This window comes from Pseudomonas sp. NFX15 (genome assembly GCF_049132105.1).
Lineage (GTDB): Bacteria > Pseudomonadota > Gammaproteobacteria > Pseudomonadales > Pseudomonadaceae > Aquipseudomonas.
In genome coordinates, this window is sequence record NZ_JAFMPV010000036.1 from 18,366 (window position 1) to 33,378 (window position 15,013).

The 15,013-nt window shown below is 62.3% G+C and carries 14 protein-coding genes; 6 read left to right on the forward strand and 8 right to left on the reverse strand.

Annotation, left to right across the window (positions count from 1 at the left end):
- Nucleotides 1-4: 4 nt before the first annotated feature.
- The 3 genes from J1D76_RS25265 to J1D76_RS25275 all read right to left on the reverse strand — a co-directional run bounded on the left by J1D76_RS25265 (nucleotide 5) and on the right by J1D76_RS25275 (nucleotide 2,215).
- Entirely contained in the window at nucleotides 5-853 is an 849-nt protein-coding gene (locus J1D76_RS25265; protein WP_421141092.1) for a TauD/TfdA dioxygenase family protein, read from the reverse strand.
- Nucleotides 854-866: 13 nt separating this feature from the next.
- Entirely contained in the window at nucleotides 867-1,847 is a 981-nt protein-coding gene (locus tag J1D76_RS25270; protein ID WP_421141094.1) for a quinone oxidoreductase family protein, read from the reverse strand.
- Between the two features lie 104 nt (nucleotides 1,848-1,951).
- Nucleotides 1,952-2,215 carry a hypothetical protein gene (locus J1D76_RS25275; protein WP_421141095.1) on the reverse strand — a complete coding sequence of 88 codons (264 nt, stop codon included), beginning with the start codon at nucleotides 2,213-2,215 and terminating at the stop codon, nucleotides 1,952-1,954.
- Nucleotides 2,216-2,331: 116 nt separating this feature from the next.
- Between J1D76_RS25275 and J1D76_RS25280 the strand changes: the two genes are divergently transcribed.
- The gene (locus J1D76_RS25280; RefSeq protein WP_421141096.1) at nucleotides 2,332-4,248 is read left to right on the forward strand and encodes an alkaline phosphatase D family protein; all 1,917 of its coding nucleotides are present in this window, start codon (nucleotides 2,332-2,334) and stop codon (nucleotides 4,246-4,248) included.
- A gap of 2 nt (nucleotides 4,249-4,250) precedes the next feature.
- Here the strand turns inward: J1D76_RS25280 and J1D76_RS25285 are convergent, their stop codons facing one another.
- The gene (locus J1D76_RS25285) at nucleotides 4,251-5,336 is read right to left on the reverse strand and encodes a hypothetical protein (protein ID WP_421141098.1); all 1,086 of its coding nucleotides are present in this window, start codon (nucleotides 5,334-5,336) and stop codon (nucleotides 4,251-4,253) included.
- A gap of 157 nt (nucleotides 5,337-5,493) precedes the next feature.
- Here J1D76_RS25285 and J1D76_RS25290 point away from each other — a divergent pair, with 157 nt between their 5' ends.
- Nucleotides 5,494-6,078: a DedA family protein gene (locus J1D76_RS25290; protein WP_421141099.1), complete on the forward strand. Its 585-nt coding sequence runs from the start codon at nucleotides 5,494-5,496 to the stop codon at nucleotides 6,076-6,078.
- A gap of 22 nt (nucleotides 6,079-6,100) precedes the next feature.
- On the opposite strand, the gene J1D76_RS25295 is transcribed toward J1D76_RS25290, so the two are convergent.
- On the reverse strand, nucleotides 6,101-7,276 hold the full coding sequence (locus J1D76_RS25295) for an aspartate aminotransferase family protein (RefSeq protein ID WP_421141100.1): 1,176 nt from the start codon (nucleotides 7,274-7,276) through the stop codon (nucleotides 6,101-6,103).
- A 101-nt stretch (nucleotides 7,277-7,377) separates the two neighbouring features.
- On the opposite strand from J1D76_RS25295, the gene J1D76_RS25300 reads away from it, so the two are divergent.
- Both J1D76_RS25300 and J1D76_RS25305 read left to right on the forward strand, forming a co-directional pair.
- The gene (locus tag J1D76_RS25300) at nucleotides 7,378-8,283 is read left to right on the forward strand and encodes a LysR family transcriptional regulator (protein WP_421141102.1); all 906 of its coding nucleotides are present in this window, start codon (nucleotides 7,378-7,380) and stop codon (nucleotides 8,281-8,283) included.
- A gap of 74 nt (nucleotides 8,284-8,357) precedes the next feature.
- Nucleotides 8,358-9,368: a sensor domain-containing diguanylate cyclase gene (locus J1D76_RS25305; RefSeq protein ID WP_421141104.1), complete on the forward strand. Its 1,011-nt coding sequence runs from the start codon at nucleotides 8,358-8,360 to the stop codon at nucleotides 9,366-9,368.
- A gap of 10 nt (nucleotides 9,369-9,378) precedes the next feature.
- Here J1D76_RS25305 and msrA read toward each other — a convergent pair whose 3' ends face one another.
- Genes msrA through msrB form a run of 3 tightly spaced genes read right to left on the reverse strand, consistent with a single transcriptional unit; the run spans nucleotide 9,379 to nucleotide 12,432 of the window.
- Nucleotides 9,379-10,086: a peptide-methionine (S)-S-oxide reductase MsrA gene (gene msrA, locus J1D76_RS25310; RefSeq protein WP_421141105.1), complete on the reverse strand. Its 708-nt coding sequence runs from the start codon at nucleotides 10,084-10,086 to the stop codon at nucleotides 9,379-9,381.
- A gap of 30 nt (nucleotides 10,087-10,116) precedes the next feature.
- Nucleotides 10,117-11,880 carry a cytochrome c biogenesis protein DipZ gene (locus tag J1D76_RS25315; protein ID WP_421141106.1) on the reverse strand — a complete coding sequence of 588 codons (1,764 nt, stop codon included), beginning with the start codon at nucleotides 11,878-11,880 and terminating at the stop codon, nucleotides 10,117-10,119.
- A gap of 33 nt (nucleotides 11,881-11,913) precedes the next feature.
- Nucleotides 11,914-12,432, reverse strand: a complete 519-nt coding sequence (msrB, locus tag J1D76_RS25320) for a peptide-methionine (R)-S-oxide reductase MsrB (RefSeq protein ID WP_421141107.1) — start codon at nucleotides 12,430-12,432, stop codon at nucleotides 11,914-11,916.
- Nucleotides 12,433-12,714: 282 nt separating this feature from the next.
- On the opposite strand from msrB, the gene J1D76_RS25325 reads away from it, so the two are divergent.
- On the forward strand, nucleotides 12,715-13,434 hold the full coding sequence (locus J1D76_RS25325; RefSeq protein WP_421141108.1) for a response regulator transcription factor: 720 nt from the start codon (nucleotides 12,715-12,717) through the stop codon (nucleotides 13,432-13,434).
- Nucleotides 13,431-14,951, forward strand: a complete 1,521-nt coding sequence (locus J1D76_RS25330) for a sensor histidine kinase (protein ID WP_421141109.1) — start codon at nucleotides 13,431-13,433, stop codon at nucleotides 14,949-14,951. Before J1D76_RS25325 ends, J1D76_RS25330 begins: the two co-directional genes overlap by 4 nt.
- Nucleotides 14,952-15,013 lie beyond the last annotated feature (62 nt).

Consider the following 15,013-nt stretch of genomic DNA (forward strand, 5'->3'; position numbering starts at 1 on the left):
TCGATCAGAACGTCTTGTCGCCGATGATCCCGGCGCGTTCCATCTTGCGATGGCAGGGCGGGTAATCCATGACGGCGTAGTGCTGGGTACTGCGGTTGTCCCAGATGGCGATGCTGTTCGGCTTCCAGCGCCAGCGCACCTGATACTCGGGGATGTACGCCTGGCTGATCAGGTAGCGCAGCAATTCGCCGGCGCCGGGGTTGGCGTCCTGACCAAAGCGCACCCGCTCAGGGGTGTGGTAGTTGCTGAAGTGGGTGGTAAAGGCGTTGACGAACAGCACCTTTTCACCGGTTTCCGGGTGAGTACGCACCACCGGGTGTTCAGCGTCCGGGTACATCGCTTTGAGCCCCAAGCGTTTTTCAATCGGCATGGCCGCACCGAAGCTCGCTTCAATGCTGTGGCGCGCGCGCAGGTTGGCGATCTTCGCCTTCACGTCGTCCGGCAAATTCTCGTACGCCAGGGCCATGTTGGCCCACATGGTGTCGCCGCCCACCGGCGGGCACTCCACACAACGCAGCACGGCGCCCATCGGCGGTGCCTCGCGCCAGGTGGCGTCGGTGTGCCAGGCGTTTTCGTAGCGGTCCATCGGCTGGTCCGGATTCTTGTAGATCCGCACCAGGCCCGGATGCTCCGGATCGCTGCCGGCCACCGGATGATCCTCCAGCTCGCCGAAGCGACGGGCAAACGCCACGTGATCGGCGCGGCTGATGTCCTGATCGCGCAGGAACACCACCCGATGCTTGAGCAACTGGGCACAGATCTCGGCAAACAAGCCGTCATCGTGCACCGCGTCGGCCAGGTTGACGCCGATCAGTTCGGCGCCGATGGAGCAGGTCAATTGTTCGACTTTCATGGCTGGCCGCTCCTTAAATGACGAAAATCGACGAGCCGGTAGTCTTGCGTGACTCAAGGTCACGATGCGCCTGCACCGCGTCCTGCAACGCGTAGTGCTGGTTGATCTCGATCTTGATCCGGCCGCTGCCGACGTGGTCGAACAACTCACCGGCCAGGGCGGCTTTTTCCGCCGGGTCACTGATGTAGTTGGCCAGGGCCGGACGGGTCAGGAACAGCGAACCTTTCATCGCCAGCAGCACCGGGTCGAACGCCGGGATCGGCCCGGACGCGGTGCCCACACAGACCATCAGGCCACGGGGTTTGAGCGAATCCAGCGAACCCATGAAGGTGTTCTTGCCAACGCTGTCGAACACCACGTTGACGCCGACACCGTCGGTCAGTTCGCGAACGCGGGCGGCGACGTCTTCATGGCTGTAGTTGATCGTATGGTCGCAACCGTGAGCCCGGGCGATTTCGGCTTTTTGCTCGGTCGACACGGTGCCGATCACGTTCAGGCCGAGCAGCTTGGCCCACTGCGAAACGATCAGGCCGACACCACCGGCAGCGGCGTGCAGCAGAATGCTGTCGCCGGCCTTGAAGTCATAGATGCGGCGCATCAGGTACGAAGACGTCAAGCCACGCATGGTCATCGCGGCGGCGGTCTCGAAGCTGATGGTTTCCGGCAGCTTGATCAGCGGCGCGGCCGGGATCAGGCGCTCGGTGCTGTAGGCGCCGAGGGTGTTGAGAAAACCGGTGTAGGTGACGCGATCACCGACTTCGACGTTGGTAACGCCTTCACCCACGGCCTGGACGACGCCAGAGGCCTCGACACCCATGCCATTGGGCATCGGAATCGGATAGGTGCCGTTGCGAAAGTAGGTGTCGGCATAGTTCAGGCCGACCGCCACATGACGCAGACGGACCTGGCCCGGACCCGGGTCGCCAACCTCCACGTCTTCGTAACGTAGAACTTCAGGACCACCGGTTTCGTAAAAGCGGACGGCTTTGGCCATTTTTCTTATTCTCCAATCTGCAATAGGGGCGTGCATCGAATTGCGCTGATTGGACTGTAGGACGAGGCCTGTCGGGACGCTTCTCATCAGACGACAATGGCTTTTCATTTCGTGACAGGCGTTGCGGCACCCTCCTTGGTGTCAGTCGCCGGGACCTTGGCTTTTTCGCCAGTGGCAGGCTTTGCGGGGTTCACGAACCCGGCCTTGGCGTTTTCCGCCTTGGACTTGTGGATATCGCAGCCCTGCAGCTCGCTCACCTGGGTGCAGCCGGACTTCTCCAGCTGCTTGCGGTATTTGTCACTGATGGCATACGCCGGGGATTGGGCAACGAGCAAAATGGCCAAAGCCGGCAGGATGATCTTGTGCATGAGCCTCTCTCTTGTACTGAAATTCCGACACAGGGTGCGGCAGACTCACTCTAGCCTTTCCCGTCGTTAGCTGCGCTATCATCCCCCGCCTCTGTCCCCAAGAGTCTTGAGCCCGGATGCCCTTAACGCTGCCACTGCCCGATGATCGACACACCCTGCCCTCGGTTCTGGTTGGCCCATTATTGCGCCGCCTGGAGCCCACGCGACTGGTGTTGTGGCTGGTGGGTTCCCGGGCGCTGACGTTGACCTTGCGCGTGCAGGGCGTGGGCGACATTCGCCTCGACAGCGGGCAATGCAAGGTGATCGCGGTCGGGGCGCAGGCCTTTGTGCACTTGATCGACGTGCAACTCGAGAGCGCCCTGCCCCGCGATGAATTGATCGAATACGACGTACTGATCGAGGGGGCCGGCATCGCCGAATGGGCACCGCACCTGCTGTACGGCGAGGCGCGTTGCCCGAACTTCGTCCTGCGCGAGCGGGTCGATCAGTTGCTGCATGGCTCCTGCCGCAAGCCGCATCACCCGGCGGCGGACGGCTTGCTGTGTGTCGACCGGTTGCTGGCAGAGCAACACGCCGCCAAGGATCGCCCGGCCCTGCTGCTGATGACCGGCGACCAGGTCTACGCCGACGATGTCGCCGGGCCGATGTTGCGGGCGATTCACGCGTTGATCGAGCGCCTGGGTTTGTTCGGTGAGCACCTCGAAGGCGCCGTGGTCAGCGACAGTGCCAGGCTCTACGAACACCCGGCCAGTTACTACCATCGTGCGGACCTGCTGCCGGCACTGCAGAGCAATGAAACCCTGCGCGAGCGGTTTTTCGGTGGCGCCCGCAAGCCGATTTTCACCAGCAGCAGTGCCGACAATCACCTGGTGACCTTCGCCGAGGTCATGGCCATGTACTTGCTGGTCTGGTCGCCAGTGCCCTGGGCGCTGATCGCCCCTCAAGCCCCCGTGCTGACGCCGCAAAGAGCCCAGCGTTATGCCCTGGAACAGACGCGCATCGACGCCTTCAAATCGGGTCTGGGCAACGTCGCCCGAGCATTGGCGCATCTGCCGACGCTGATGATGTTCGACGACCACGACATCACCGACGACTGGAACCTGTCCGCGCAATGGGAAGAAACCGCCTACGGCCACCCCTTCTCCCGCCGCATCATCGGCAACGCGCTGATTGCCTATCTGCTGTGCCAGGGCTGGGGCAATAATCCGGATGCGTTCGCCGCCGTGCTGGAAAAGGCCAGCGCGCTGAGCGACAGCACACACGCCCTTCACCTCGATAAAACCGTTCAGGATGACTTGATCGGTGACCTGCTGAAGTTCCAGCACTGGCACTACGTATTGCCGACCACCCCGGCCATCGTGGTGATCGACACTCGCACCCGACGCTGGCGCAGCGAGATGAACCTCAAGCAGCCTTCCGGGCTGCTGGATTGGGAAGCCCTCAGCGAATTGCAGCAGGAACTGCTGGACCACCCGAGCGCCATCATCGTTTCGCCGGCGCCGATCTTCGGCGTCAAGCTGATCGAAACCGTGCAGCGGGTGTTCAGCTGGTGCGGTTATCCATTGTTGGTCGACGCAGAAAACTGGATGGCCCATCGCGGCGCGGCACAGGTGATCCTGAACATTTTCCGCCACTCGCGCACGCCGGGTAACTACGTAGTGCTGTCGGGCGACGTGCACTATTCCTTTGTCTACGAAGTGCTGATCCGTCACCGCAAGGCCGGACCACGCATCTGGCAGATCACCAGCAGCGGCATCAAGAACGAATTTCCGCGCACGCTGCTCGAATGGTTCGACCGTCTCAACCGCTGGCTGTACTCGCCACGTTCGCCGCTGAACTGGTTGACCAAGCGTCGACGCATGCGCATCGTGCCGCACGTGCCCGAACACGCCGAAGCCGGGGAGCGGCTATGGAACTCGGCGGGCATCGGCCAGGTGTTTTTCAATGACCAGGGGCAACCGCAGACGATTTATCAGCACAACGCCAACGGCTCACCGAAGACCCGGATGATTGCCCCCGAACCAAGCGACTGAGGTTATTGGCGATAACACGCCTGGCCGTTGCCCAGGTCCACCGCCAGGCAATCGCCCTTGACGTCCAGTTCGAGGTTTTTGAAGACCGCGGACAAATCGCGCATCTGGTCGGGGTTGACCCGCTCATCCCACATCACGTCGATGGTCCGGGTGTCGGCCGCGACCTCGAACCATTGCGGGCTCTGGTCGCTGCTCAATTTCACGCCGATTTTTTTTAGGGCCTTGCCCGCCGATACCGGCTGGAGTAATTGCATTTGCTGCGAATCCGCCCAGCGTTGCGACGTTTGTGAACCGTCGTCAAACGACCAAAAGATATCCACAGGCTTGATCGCCGGCGGTTTGGCCATCACACCGTACAGCAGGGTCAGGATGTAGTTGCCGTCGATCTGCGCCAGCGCTTTGGGGGCGTTGCGGAAAAACTGTTGCGACTGCGCCAGGCCAAGCTCATCGGGCTGTTCGTAACTCATTTGGCCGGTGGTGCGATCGACCTTCCAGTTCAAGGTCAGGGTGCGCGTTTGCGGGGCGATAGCGAACCACTCCGGCGCTTGGTCGGCGCGGCTTTGCAAGCCGATCCGGGTCAGGGTGCGTTGTTCGGAATAGGGCAAGTAGAGCTGCCGGCCTGCCGCGTTGTTCCACAACAGTTGGGTGGCCGGTCCCTGGTTGAATTCGAACGACACCATCACCGGGGCGATGCTCGGCACGCGGCTGGAGCGCGCATAGCGCAGGTTCAGCACATAGTGGTTTTGTGCCTGCTTGAACCGCTCGCCGCCGGGCTGATGCGCGTCCTTGAGGTCTGCCAGACTGTGGGTGCGACTGAGATTGAACAGCAGGTTTTCAGCCGCAGGTTCGACCGCGTCACTGGTCAAGGTCAGGGTATTGTCGACCCGTTTCCAGTGTCCTTTGGCGCGCCCCTCAGCACCGGCGTACACGATCATCGCTTCAAAAGTGTTGTCGGGCGCCAGGGCGAGTTTCGAGCCGATTTCCCCGTCTTGCAGCGTGTACTGACCGGCAATGTCCGATGTCGTCGTTGCAGCATTTGCGCCGCAAGCGATGCCCAACATCATGAAAAACGCAAAGGGTACCCGCACGTGATGGAACTCCTTCCCCTTGGGTGAACGTCGATTCTGTGGGTTCTTCCGGTGGGACGCCAGTGAATGAAGATGAAACTGCGAAGTGCAGCCGACGTCAAAGCATGGGGCTGCCACACTGCGACGTCAGGTGGGTGTAGAAACCTGGGGGGTGTCCTTGTTTGAACACATAGATTTCAGCTACCTACTCGCCACCTACGGTTATTGGGCAGTGTTCTTCGGCTGTTTGCTTGAAGGCGAAACCATCCTGATCCTCGGTGGCATGGCCGCTCACCAACACTTGCTGCACCTGTGGCCGGTGATTGGCTGGGCCAGCCTGGGCGGGATGCTGGGGGATCAGATCCTGTTCTGGACCGGACGTTACTTCGGCGCCCGACTGTTGCCCCGACTCAAGCGCAAACAGACGGCCATTGACCGGGTAACGACGCTGATCCACCGCTATCCATCGACCGCGGTGTTTGCCGTGCGCTTTTTGTATGGCATGCGCCTGGTCGGACCGCTGGTGATCGGGGCCAGTGGCTTGTCGCCGATACGTTTCAGCCTGTTGAACGCCTTGGGCGCTGGCGTTTGGGCGACGGTGTTTGCCAGCGCCGGTTACTGGGCGGGAGAAGCCCTGGAGAGTTGGCTGGGCAATCTGAAACCCTATCGATTGCCGATTGCGCTGGGTTTTTTGGTGTTGGCGGTGGTGATCGCGCTGGTTCGGCATTGGCGGGCGCGGGTCAAGGCGCAGCGTGTCGAATAGACGCCGCGCCTGGAAAGGTATTTCAAGCAGCCTTCACCACCCCACTCACCCCTCTGACAATCATCTCCACCTCCCGCTCATCAAGGGTCAACGGCGGCAGCAAACGAATGGTTTTCCCCCGCGTGACATTGATCAGCACGCCATGATCGCGGGCAGCGATCAGGCTCAGGTCTCGAATCGACTGCTTGAGTTCGATGCCGATCATTAATCCAAGCCCGCGGATCGCCATGATGTTCGGGTTGCCCGCCAATTCCGCGTGCAGTCTGTCGAGCAGGCGCACGCCCTGCACACGAGCGTTTTCCAGCAGCCTTTGTTCTTCGACGATGTCCAGCACGGTGCAACCGACCCGGCAGGCCAGCGGATTACCGCCGAATGTGCTGCCGTGGCTGCCCGGGGTGAACAGTTCGGCCGCCTTGCCACGGGCCAGGCATGCGCCGATGGGCACGCCGTTGCCCAGGCCTTTGGCCAGGGTCATGACGTCCGGGACGATGCCTTCATGCTGGAAGGCGAACCACTGCCCGGTACGGCCGATGCCGGTCTGGATTTCGTCGAGCATCAACAGCCATGAGCGCCGGTTGCACCGTTCGCGCACGGCCTTGAGATAACCCGGTGGCGCCAGTTGCACGCCACTTTCGCCCTGGATCGGCTCCATCAGGATCGCCACGATCCGCGCGCCATGGGCTTGCTGCACCTTGTCCAGCGCGTCGAGGTCGCCGAATGGCACTTTGACGAAGTCCCCCGGCAGCTGATTGAAACCCAGCCGTACCGCCGGGCCATCGCTGGCCGACAACGTGCCGAGGGTGCGGCCATGGAACGCGTTCTCCATGACCACCACCAGCGGCCGCTCGATGCCTTTGTGCCAGCCATGCAGGCGAGCAATTTTCAGCGCGGTTTCGTTGGCTTCAGCCCCGGAGTTGTTGAAAAACGCCCGGTCCATACCCGCCAGCCGCGTCAGCTTCTGCGCCAGCCGTTGTTGCCAGTCGATGCTGTAGAGGTTCGAGGTGTGCAGCAGCAACCCGGCCTGCTCGGTAATGGCGGCAACGATTTTCGGATGGGAGTGGCCGACGTTGGTTACCGCCACGCCGGCCACCGCGTCCAGATATTCACGTCCAGCCTGGTCCCACAGGCGAGTGCCCAGGCCCTTGTGGAAACTCAAGGCCAAGGGTTGGTAAGTGCTCATCAGGTGGGCGGCGGTCATGACATCAAGCTCCAGCAAGGTCGGTGTTTATGCAGTATGGTTAGCCACCTGAGCTGGATAAACTGCGTAAAACTTCAATCATTTAAAAGCAGAGCTTGATAATGGACCTGTTCCAGGCAATGACCGTCTACGTGAAAGTGGTGGAGACCGGCAGCATGACCGCCGCCGCTTTCCAATGCGAAATGTCCACGACCATGGTCGGCAACCACCTCAAGGCCCTGGAGCAGCGGCTCGGCGTACGCCTGCTTCAGCGCACGACGCGGCGCCAGCGGCTCACCGAGTTCGGCGCGGCGTATTACCAGCGCTGCCTGGAAGTGTTGGGGCTGGTGGCCGACTCCGAGCGACTGGCCGAACAGGCCCTCGACGAACCCAGCGGCATCCTGCGCATCACCGCGCCCCTGACCTTCGGTACCGAACGCCTGGCACCGGCCCTGAGCGAGTTCAGCCGGGACAACCCGCGGGTGAAACTCGACGTGGTCCTGACCAACCGGCGCCCGGACCTGCTGGAAAACAGTCTGGATGTCGCGTTTCGCCTCGGCGCGCTGGAGCCTACCAACCTGATCGCCCGGCCGCTGATCGACTACACCCTGACCATGTGCGCCTCGCCGGACTACCTCACCCGTCGCGGCACACCGCTTACGCCGGAAGATTTGCGCCACCACGACTGCCTGTCCTTTGCCTACCCGGCCGGCGATGACTGGCAATCGGTACAAAAGGAATGGCGCCTGAGCGGGCCCGACGGCGAAGTCAGCGTCGGCGTCAGCGGACCGATGCTGATCAACAGTTCCGCCGGCTTGCATCAGGCGGCGCGCACCGGCATGGGCATCGTGATGATGCCCGACGCGCTGGTCGAGCAGGACCTCAGGGAGGGGAAACTGCTGGCCCTGATGCCTGATTACTGCCCACCCAGCCGCCCGATGCACCTGGTCTATGCCCAGGATCGCTACCGTTTGCCGAAATTGCGGCGTTTCGTCGAATTCGCCGTCCAGCGGTGGGGCAGGCACTAGGCGACCGAATACGCCATGCACTACTCTGCTGACTGGCGAGCCAGCCGGATATCGGGACTGCAAGGAGAGCGGACATGGATGATGCGAATACCGAGGCGTTGAAGTTCAATGCGGCGGATCTCAACGATGGCATGCTGCACACCATCCTCGAACTGGTCAGTGACGGCATCTGGGACTGGAATGCCAACACCGGCTTCGTCTACCGCACGGCCCGCTGGTACGAAATGCTCGGCTACTCGCCGCACTCGCTGGATAACAACGTATTGACCTGGGAGAACGTCATCCACCCCGACGATTACCCACGGGTCATGGCGCACTTCGATGATTACCTGAACCAGCGCGCCTCCGGTTACCAGGCCGAATACCGCTGCCGCATGCACGACGGCAATTACCTCTGGATCGAAGATCGCGGCCACATCCTGGCGCGCAATGCCGACGGTTCGGTAGCGCGGATGATCGGCGCCCACCGCAGCATCGAAGACAAACGCCGCCTGGTCGAAGAACTCGAACGGCGCAATCACTCCCTCGAAACCATCATTGAAGATCGCACCCGCGAGCTGTCCCGGGTCAATCAGCAATTGCAGCTGCAACTCGAAGAAAACCGCCGGCTGGCGCAAACCGACACCCTGACAGGCATTGCCAATCGTTATCGACTGGAACAGGTCCTGCCCCAGTCGTGCGAGCGTGCCCAGCGCTTTCGCGAACCCCTGTCGCTGATCACCATGGACATCGACGACTTCAAGCACATCAACGACCGTTACGGGCATCCTCTTGGCGACGCGACGCTGGTACAGGTGGTGGAAAACGTGAAGCGCTTCGTGCGTGAAGGCGACCTCCTGGCGCGCTGGGGCGGTGACGAGTTCATCATGGTCCTGCCCGACACTTCGCTGGCCGATGCCTGCACACTGGCCGAGCACATTCGCCTGGGCCTGCATGAGTTACTGCCGGTCGGCGACTTCCGACTGACCATGAGTTTTGGCGTGGTCCAGCGCGTTGACGATGAACAGCCCGCCAGCCTGATGGCCCGGGCCGACGTGGCGTTGTATCGCTCGAAAGTCGCCGGCAAAAACGGGATCTCGGAATGAGCCCCGCCGCTTACATCCCGGCCTTCACCAGCACTGGCTTGTCCTGGTAACGGTTCGGGTACAGCTGCTTCAACTGCGCGACCTTCGGCAGATCGTTGATCACGATGTACGGATAACTCGGGTGATTGGTCAGGAAGTCTTGGTGCTCTTCTTCTGCCGGGTAGAAACCATTGAAAGTTTCGAGCTTGGTCACGATCGGTTTGTCGAACGCATGGGCAGCATCAAGCTGCGTGATGTAGGCCTGTGCGACCTTCTGCTGCTCATTGTTTTTAACGAAAATCGCCGAGCGATACTGGGTGCCGCTGTCCGGCCCCTGGCGGTTCAGTTCGGTCGGATTGTGCGCCACCGAAAAGTAGATCTGCAACAAGGCACCATAGCTGACCTGAGTCGGGTCGAAGGTCACTTCGACCGATTCTGCGTGACCGGTATTGCCATCGCTGACGCGCTCGTACTGCGCGGTATTGGCCGCGCCGCCGGCATAACCGGAGACCGCGTTCTTCACGCCTTTGACATGCTGGAACACCCCTTGGACACCCCAGAAACAACCGCCGGCGAACACCGCGGTTTCACTGTGGGCCTGGGAGGTTTCATCGAGGGCCGGCGGTGGCAGGAGCACCGCGTCTTCGGCACCGCCGAACGAGAAGGCCGAGCACTGGCTAATGATGCCGGCAGCTGCCAGACCCAACAGGGCACGGCGCCAGGTAAAGAGATTTTTCATGGGGCGAACTCCTGAAGCGTTGAAGAGAAATCAGCCGAAGGTGAAGGCGTACGCCGACGCACCCGGATCAAGAAACTCGATGCTGAAGGTCCGGTCTGTCACCCCACCGCTCTGGCGCACCAGTTGATACAAACGCTGGTCGGTCACAGTGCCGCTGCCATCGGGGGCCACGTCCATGCCGTGGGCATCGCCCGGAGCTTTGCCATCGATCAACACCTTGAAGCGCACCGGTTTGCCCTCGGCACCCGGGCCGAGCACCAGGTGCAAGTCACGGGCATGGAAGCGGTAAACGATGCGGCTTTCAGGCGCGCTGGCGGTGGCCCGTTCCGAGCCGACATGCCACTGGCCGCCCAGGCTCCAGTCGTTGAGGGCCAGTTGGGCCGGCGGGTTGTAGGCCGCGACCTTGTCCGGCACCAGCGCGGTGTCCGGCACGAAATGCTCGGCGCGCTGGTAGCCGACATAGGTTTCCGGCGACTGCACTTCGTTGTTGTCCGGGGCCATTTGCACACCGTCGGCCTTGGCATTGATCAGCCCGCCCGAGACCTTGCCGCCCGCCTCGCGCAACAGTTGCTGGATGACGCGCTCCGACTCGGCGTACTCGCCTTCGCCGAAGTGGTGATAACGAATGCGACCCTGGGCGTCGGCGAAATAATGCGCCGGCCAGTATTCATTGTTGAAGGCGCGCCAGATCTTGAACTCGTTATCGATGGCCACCGGGTAATTGATACCCAGGTCCTTCATGGCTTTGGTGACGTTGTTGACGTCACGTTCGAAGGCAAATTCCGGGGCATGCACGCCAATCACCACCAAGCCCTGATCGCGATATTTGTCGGCCCAGGCTTTGACGTAGGGCAGCGAGCGCAGGCAATTGATGCAGGAGTAAGTCCAGAAATCCACCAGCACCACCTTGCCTTTCAGCGCCTGGGCATCGAGGGGTGGTGAGTTGAGCCATTGCACGGCGCCATCCAGTGGCGGCAGGTTGCCTTCGACCGGCAACGTGCCTGGGGTTTTGTCCGCCACTGGCATCGCGCCCTCGGTGGTCGCGTTTGGCAGCACGCTGTTACGCGGCGACTTGCCGCTGAGTTGCTCCACCAGCGCTTGCTCGATACCGCCGGTCGACGCTGTGGAAAACCCCGCCAGAACGCCGGTATCCAACCCCAGGGCAATTGCCGCGACACCGGCCAGCATCGCCGCACCGAGGCCGCGACGCACCCATTCGCCGGCACCAATCGAGCGCTTCATCGCCGTGAAGACCTTGCCGCCCAGCAACAACGCCAACGCCAGGGACGTGGCTGCACCGGCGGCATAGGCCAGCAGCAAGAAAGTGGTTTGGATACTTGCGCCTTGCAGTGCTGCGCCGGTCAGCAGCAAGCCGAGGATCGGCCCGGCACAGGGCGCCCACAACAGGCCGGTGGCCACGCCGATCAAGAATGATGCGCCGGGACGCGGGCGCGCATCGGCACCCGCCGCCTCGGACAGACGACTGCCCGCCGCCACCAACGGCCGGGTCAGGCGTTCAGCCAATTGCGGCAGCAATAGCGTCAGGCCGAACAGGGCAACGAACACCAGCGCCAGCCAGCGACCGTACTGATTGAGTTGCACCACCCAGCCACCACCCACCGCGGCCAGGGTGGCGACCAGCGCGAAAGTCAGCGCCATCCCCACCAACAGCGGCAGCCCGCTTTTCACAAACGGCTGCCCGGTGCGGGCGAAGACAAACGGCAACACCGGCAAAATGCACGGGCTGACAATCGTCAGCACACCACCGAGATACGCGAGGACCAGAAGCCACATGGCGATTACCTGCAAAAAGTGAGGGGTAAGGGATCAGGCCGTCTTCGGCTCGAATTTCATCGCCAGGCCGTTCATGCAGTAGCGCAGGCCCGTGGGTTTGGGGCCGTCGTCGAAGACATGGCCCAAATGTCCGCCGCAGCGGCGGCAATGCACTTCCTCGCGGACCATGCCGAACGCACGGTCCTGACGGGTAGCCACGGCCTTGTCCAGCGGCGCCCAGAAACTCGGCCAACCGGTGCGGCTGTCGAACTTGGTCGCCGAGGAAAACAACGCCAGGTCGCAACCGGCACAGGCGAAGGTGCCGTCGCGGTGCTCGTTATTCAATGGGCTGCTGTAGGCGCGCTCGGTGCCCTCTTCGCGCAGGATGTCGTACTGCTCGTCACTCAGGATCGCATGCCATTCACTGTCGCTGTGGGTCACTTCGAATGCCTCCTCGGCGCTGGCCTCGCTGATCAGGGCCGAGCCTGTGGAAAACTTCGGCAACAGGCCGATGGCCAGGGCTGCCACGCCCAGCCCGCCGCTCGCTAGAAGAAATTGCCGTCGTGAAAACATGCTCGTCTCCAAAAAATCCAGGGGTGTTTCATGCAACACAGCCTAGGCTTTGGGTGATCGCCAAATCCTCACGGGAAGTTAAACAATTCGTGATAACTCGGGCTCCGAAAAACCCGCACAATGCATAACGCCGATTTTGAACGCTGCAATGGCTGTAGGAGCAAGCTTGCTCGCGATGGAGTGTCAGTCGACACCAATGTGCCTGGAACACCTTCGCGAGCAGGCTCGCTCCTACAGGGGGTTTGCGCACCCTGCGCGCATCGCACTGAAGGATTGACCTGGATGGAACAGACCAAACGCGTCCTCGTGGTCGAGGACGACCAGCACATCGCCGACCTGATCTGCCTGCACCTGCGCGATGAGCAGTTCGAGGTGGTGCACAGTGCCGATGGCGATGAAGGCATGCGCCTGCTGCAGCAAGGCAACTGGGACGCACTGGTGCTCGACCTGATGCTGCCCGGCGTCGACGGTCTGGAAATCTGCCGCCGCGCACGGGCCATGGCGCGCTACACGCCGATCATCATCACCAGTGCGCGCTCCAGTGAAGTACACCGCATTCTTGGCCTGGAACTCGGCGCCGATGACTATCTGGCCAAGCCGTTTTCCATGCTGGAGTTGGTGGCCCGGGTCAAGGCGTTGTTGCGCCGGGTCGATGCCATGGCGCGCAACCTGAAGATGGACGCCGGCAGCCTGCTCACCGATGGCCTGGCCATCGACCCGATCACCCGCGAAGTGTCCCTCGACGGCCGACGCCTGGACCTCACGCCACGGGAGTTCGACTTGCTGTACTTTTTTGCGCGCCAGCCGGGCAAAGTGTTTTCGCGCATGGACCTGCTCAATGCCGTGTGGGGCTACAGCCACGAAGGCTACGAACACACGGTCAATACCCACATCAACCGCTTGCGCGCCAAGATCGAGACCGACCCGGCGCAACCGGTGCGCATCCTCACGGTGTGGGGCCGCGGCTACAAATTCGCCACCGGTGAGGAGTCGCTGCCATGAGGCTGACCCTGACGCAACGCCTGTCCCTGGTGTTCGCCGTGTTGCTGCTGGTGTGCTGCGGCACGTCGGCGTGGATGCAGGTGCGCTCCAACCAGATGCATGAGCAGGAAGTGGTGCAAGGCTTGTCTCGCGACCTGGCCCAGCACATCGCCCGTGACACCGTGCTGATGGACACCCAGGGCTTGATGCCCGATGCCGTGCGCAACCTGTTCAGCCAGTTGATGCTGGTCAACCCGAGCGTCGAGGTGTACCTGCTCGATTCCGCCGGGAAGATTGTCGGCAGCGCCGCGCCCGAAGGTCGCATCCGTCGCGAGCAGGTCGACCTGGCGCCGATTCAGCGCCTGTTGCGCGGCGACGCATTGCCGATTCTGGGCGACGACCCACGCAGCGTCGATGCACGCAAAGTGTTCAGCGCCGCACCGCTGAAGGTCGATGGCAAACCGGCGGGTTACCTCTACGTGGTGTTGCTCGGCGAGGATCACGACCGCCTGGCCGAACGTGGCGCGACCAGCGCGGCGCTCAATACCGCCTTGCTGTCCATCGGCCTGGTGGCGCTGCTGTGCCTGATTGCCGGCCTCACCGCGTTCAACCTGATTACCCGGCCGTTGCGCCGCCTGACCGACACCGTCAGCCAGTTCGACATCGATGGCGTTCCCGTCACCCCGGCCCTGCCTGTCACGGCGGAAAAAACCGCCACGCACGATGAGATCGCCATCCTCGACGCCACGTTCCGGCAGATGCAGGCACGCCTGGGCGAACAATGGCGTTCGTTGACCCGTCAGGACCAGGAGCGCCGCGAACTGGTGGCGAACATCTCCCACGACTTGCGCACGCCACTGGCCTCGCTGCATGGCTATCTGGAAACCCTGTCGCTCAAGGATGCCACGCTGTCCCCTGCCGACCGCCGTCGCTACCTCGGCATCGCCCTCGACCAGAGCCGCAAGGTCGGTGGCCTGGCGCAGTCGCTGCTGGAACTGGTGCGGCTGGAGCACGGCTTCGTGCAGCCGATACTGGAGCGTTTCTCCTTGACCGACCTGGCCCAGGACATCTTCCAGAAATTCGAACTCACCGCCGAAGCACGCCAGGTCGAACTCAAGGCCACGTTCGCGCCGAATGCCTCGGCGGCTTGCGCGGATCTCGGCCTGATCGAGCGGGTGCTGACCAACTTGTTCGACAATGCCCTGCGTCATACCCCGCCGGGTGGCGAGGTGGAACTGGGCCTGCGCCCGCAAGGGTCATTCATCGAAGTGACAGTCAGCGACAGCGGCCCCGGCATCGCCGCAGAACTGCGCGAAGGGTTGTTCCTGCGCCCGTTCAATATCGGCGGCGCGCGGCGTGATGGCGGGTTGGGGTTGCGGATCGTGCATCGCATCCTGCAATTGCATGGGCGCGAGATTCAGTTGGTGGATGTGCCGGGGCGTGGGGCGACATTCCGGTTTTCGTTGCCGGTCGATGAGGAGACGGCGACGGCGTTGGCCGAGCGCTCGATGAACCTCAATACACCGCGGCAGGCCTGACAAACCGCGGCGCCTGCATCGCTGGCAAGCCAGCTCCCACAGGTTTTTATGTTGGTCACAGC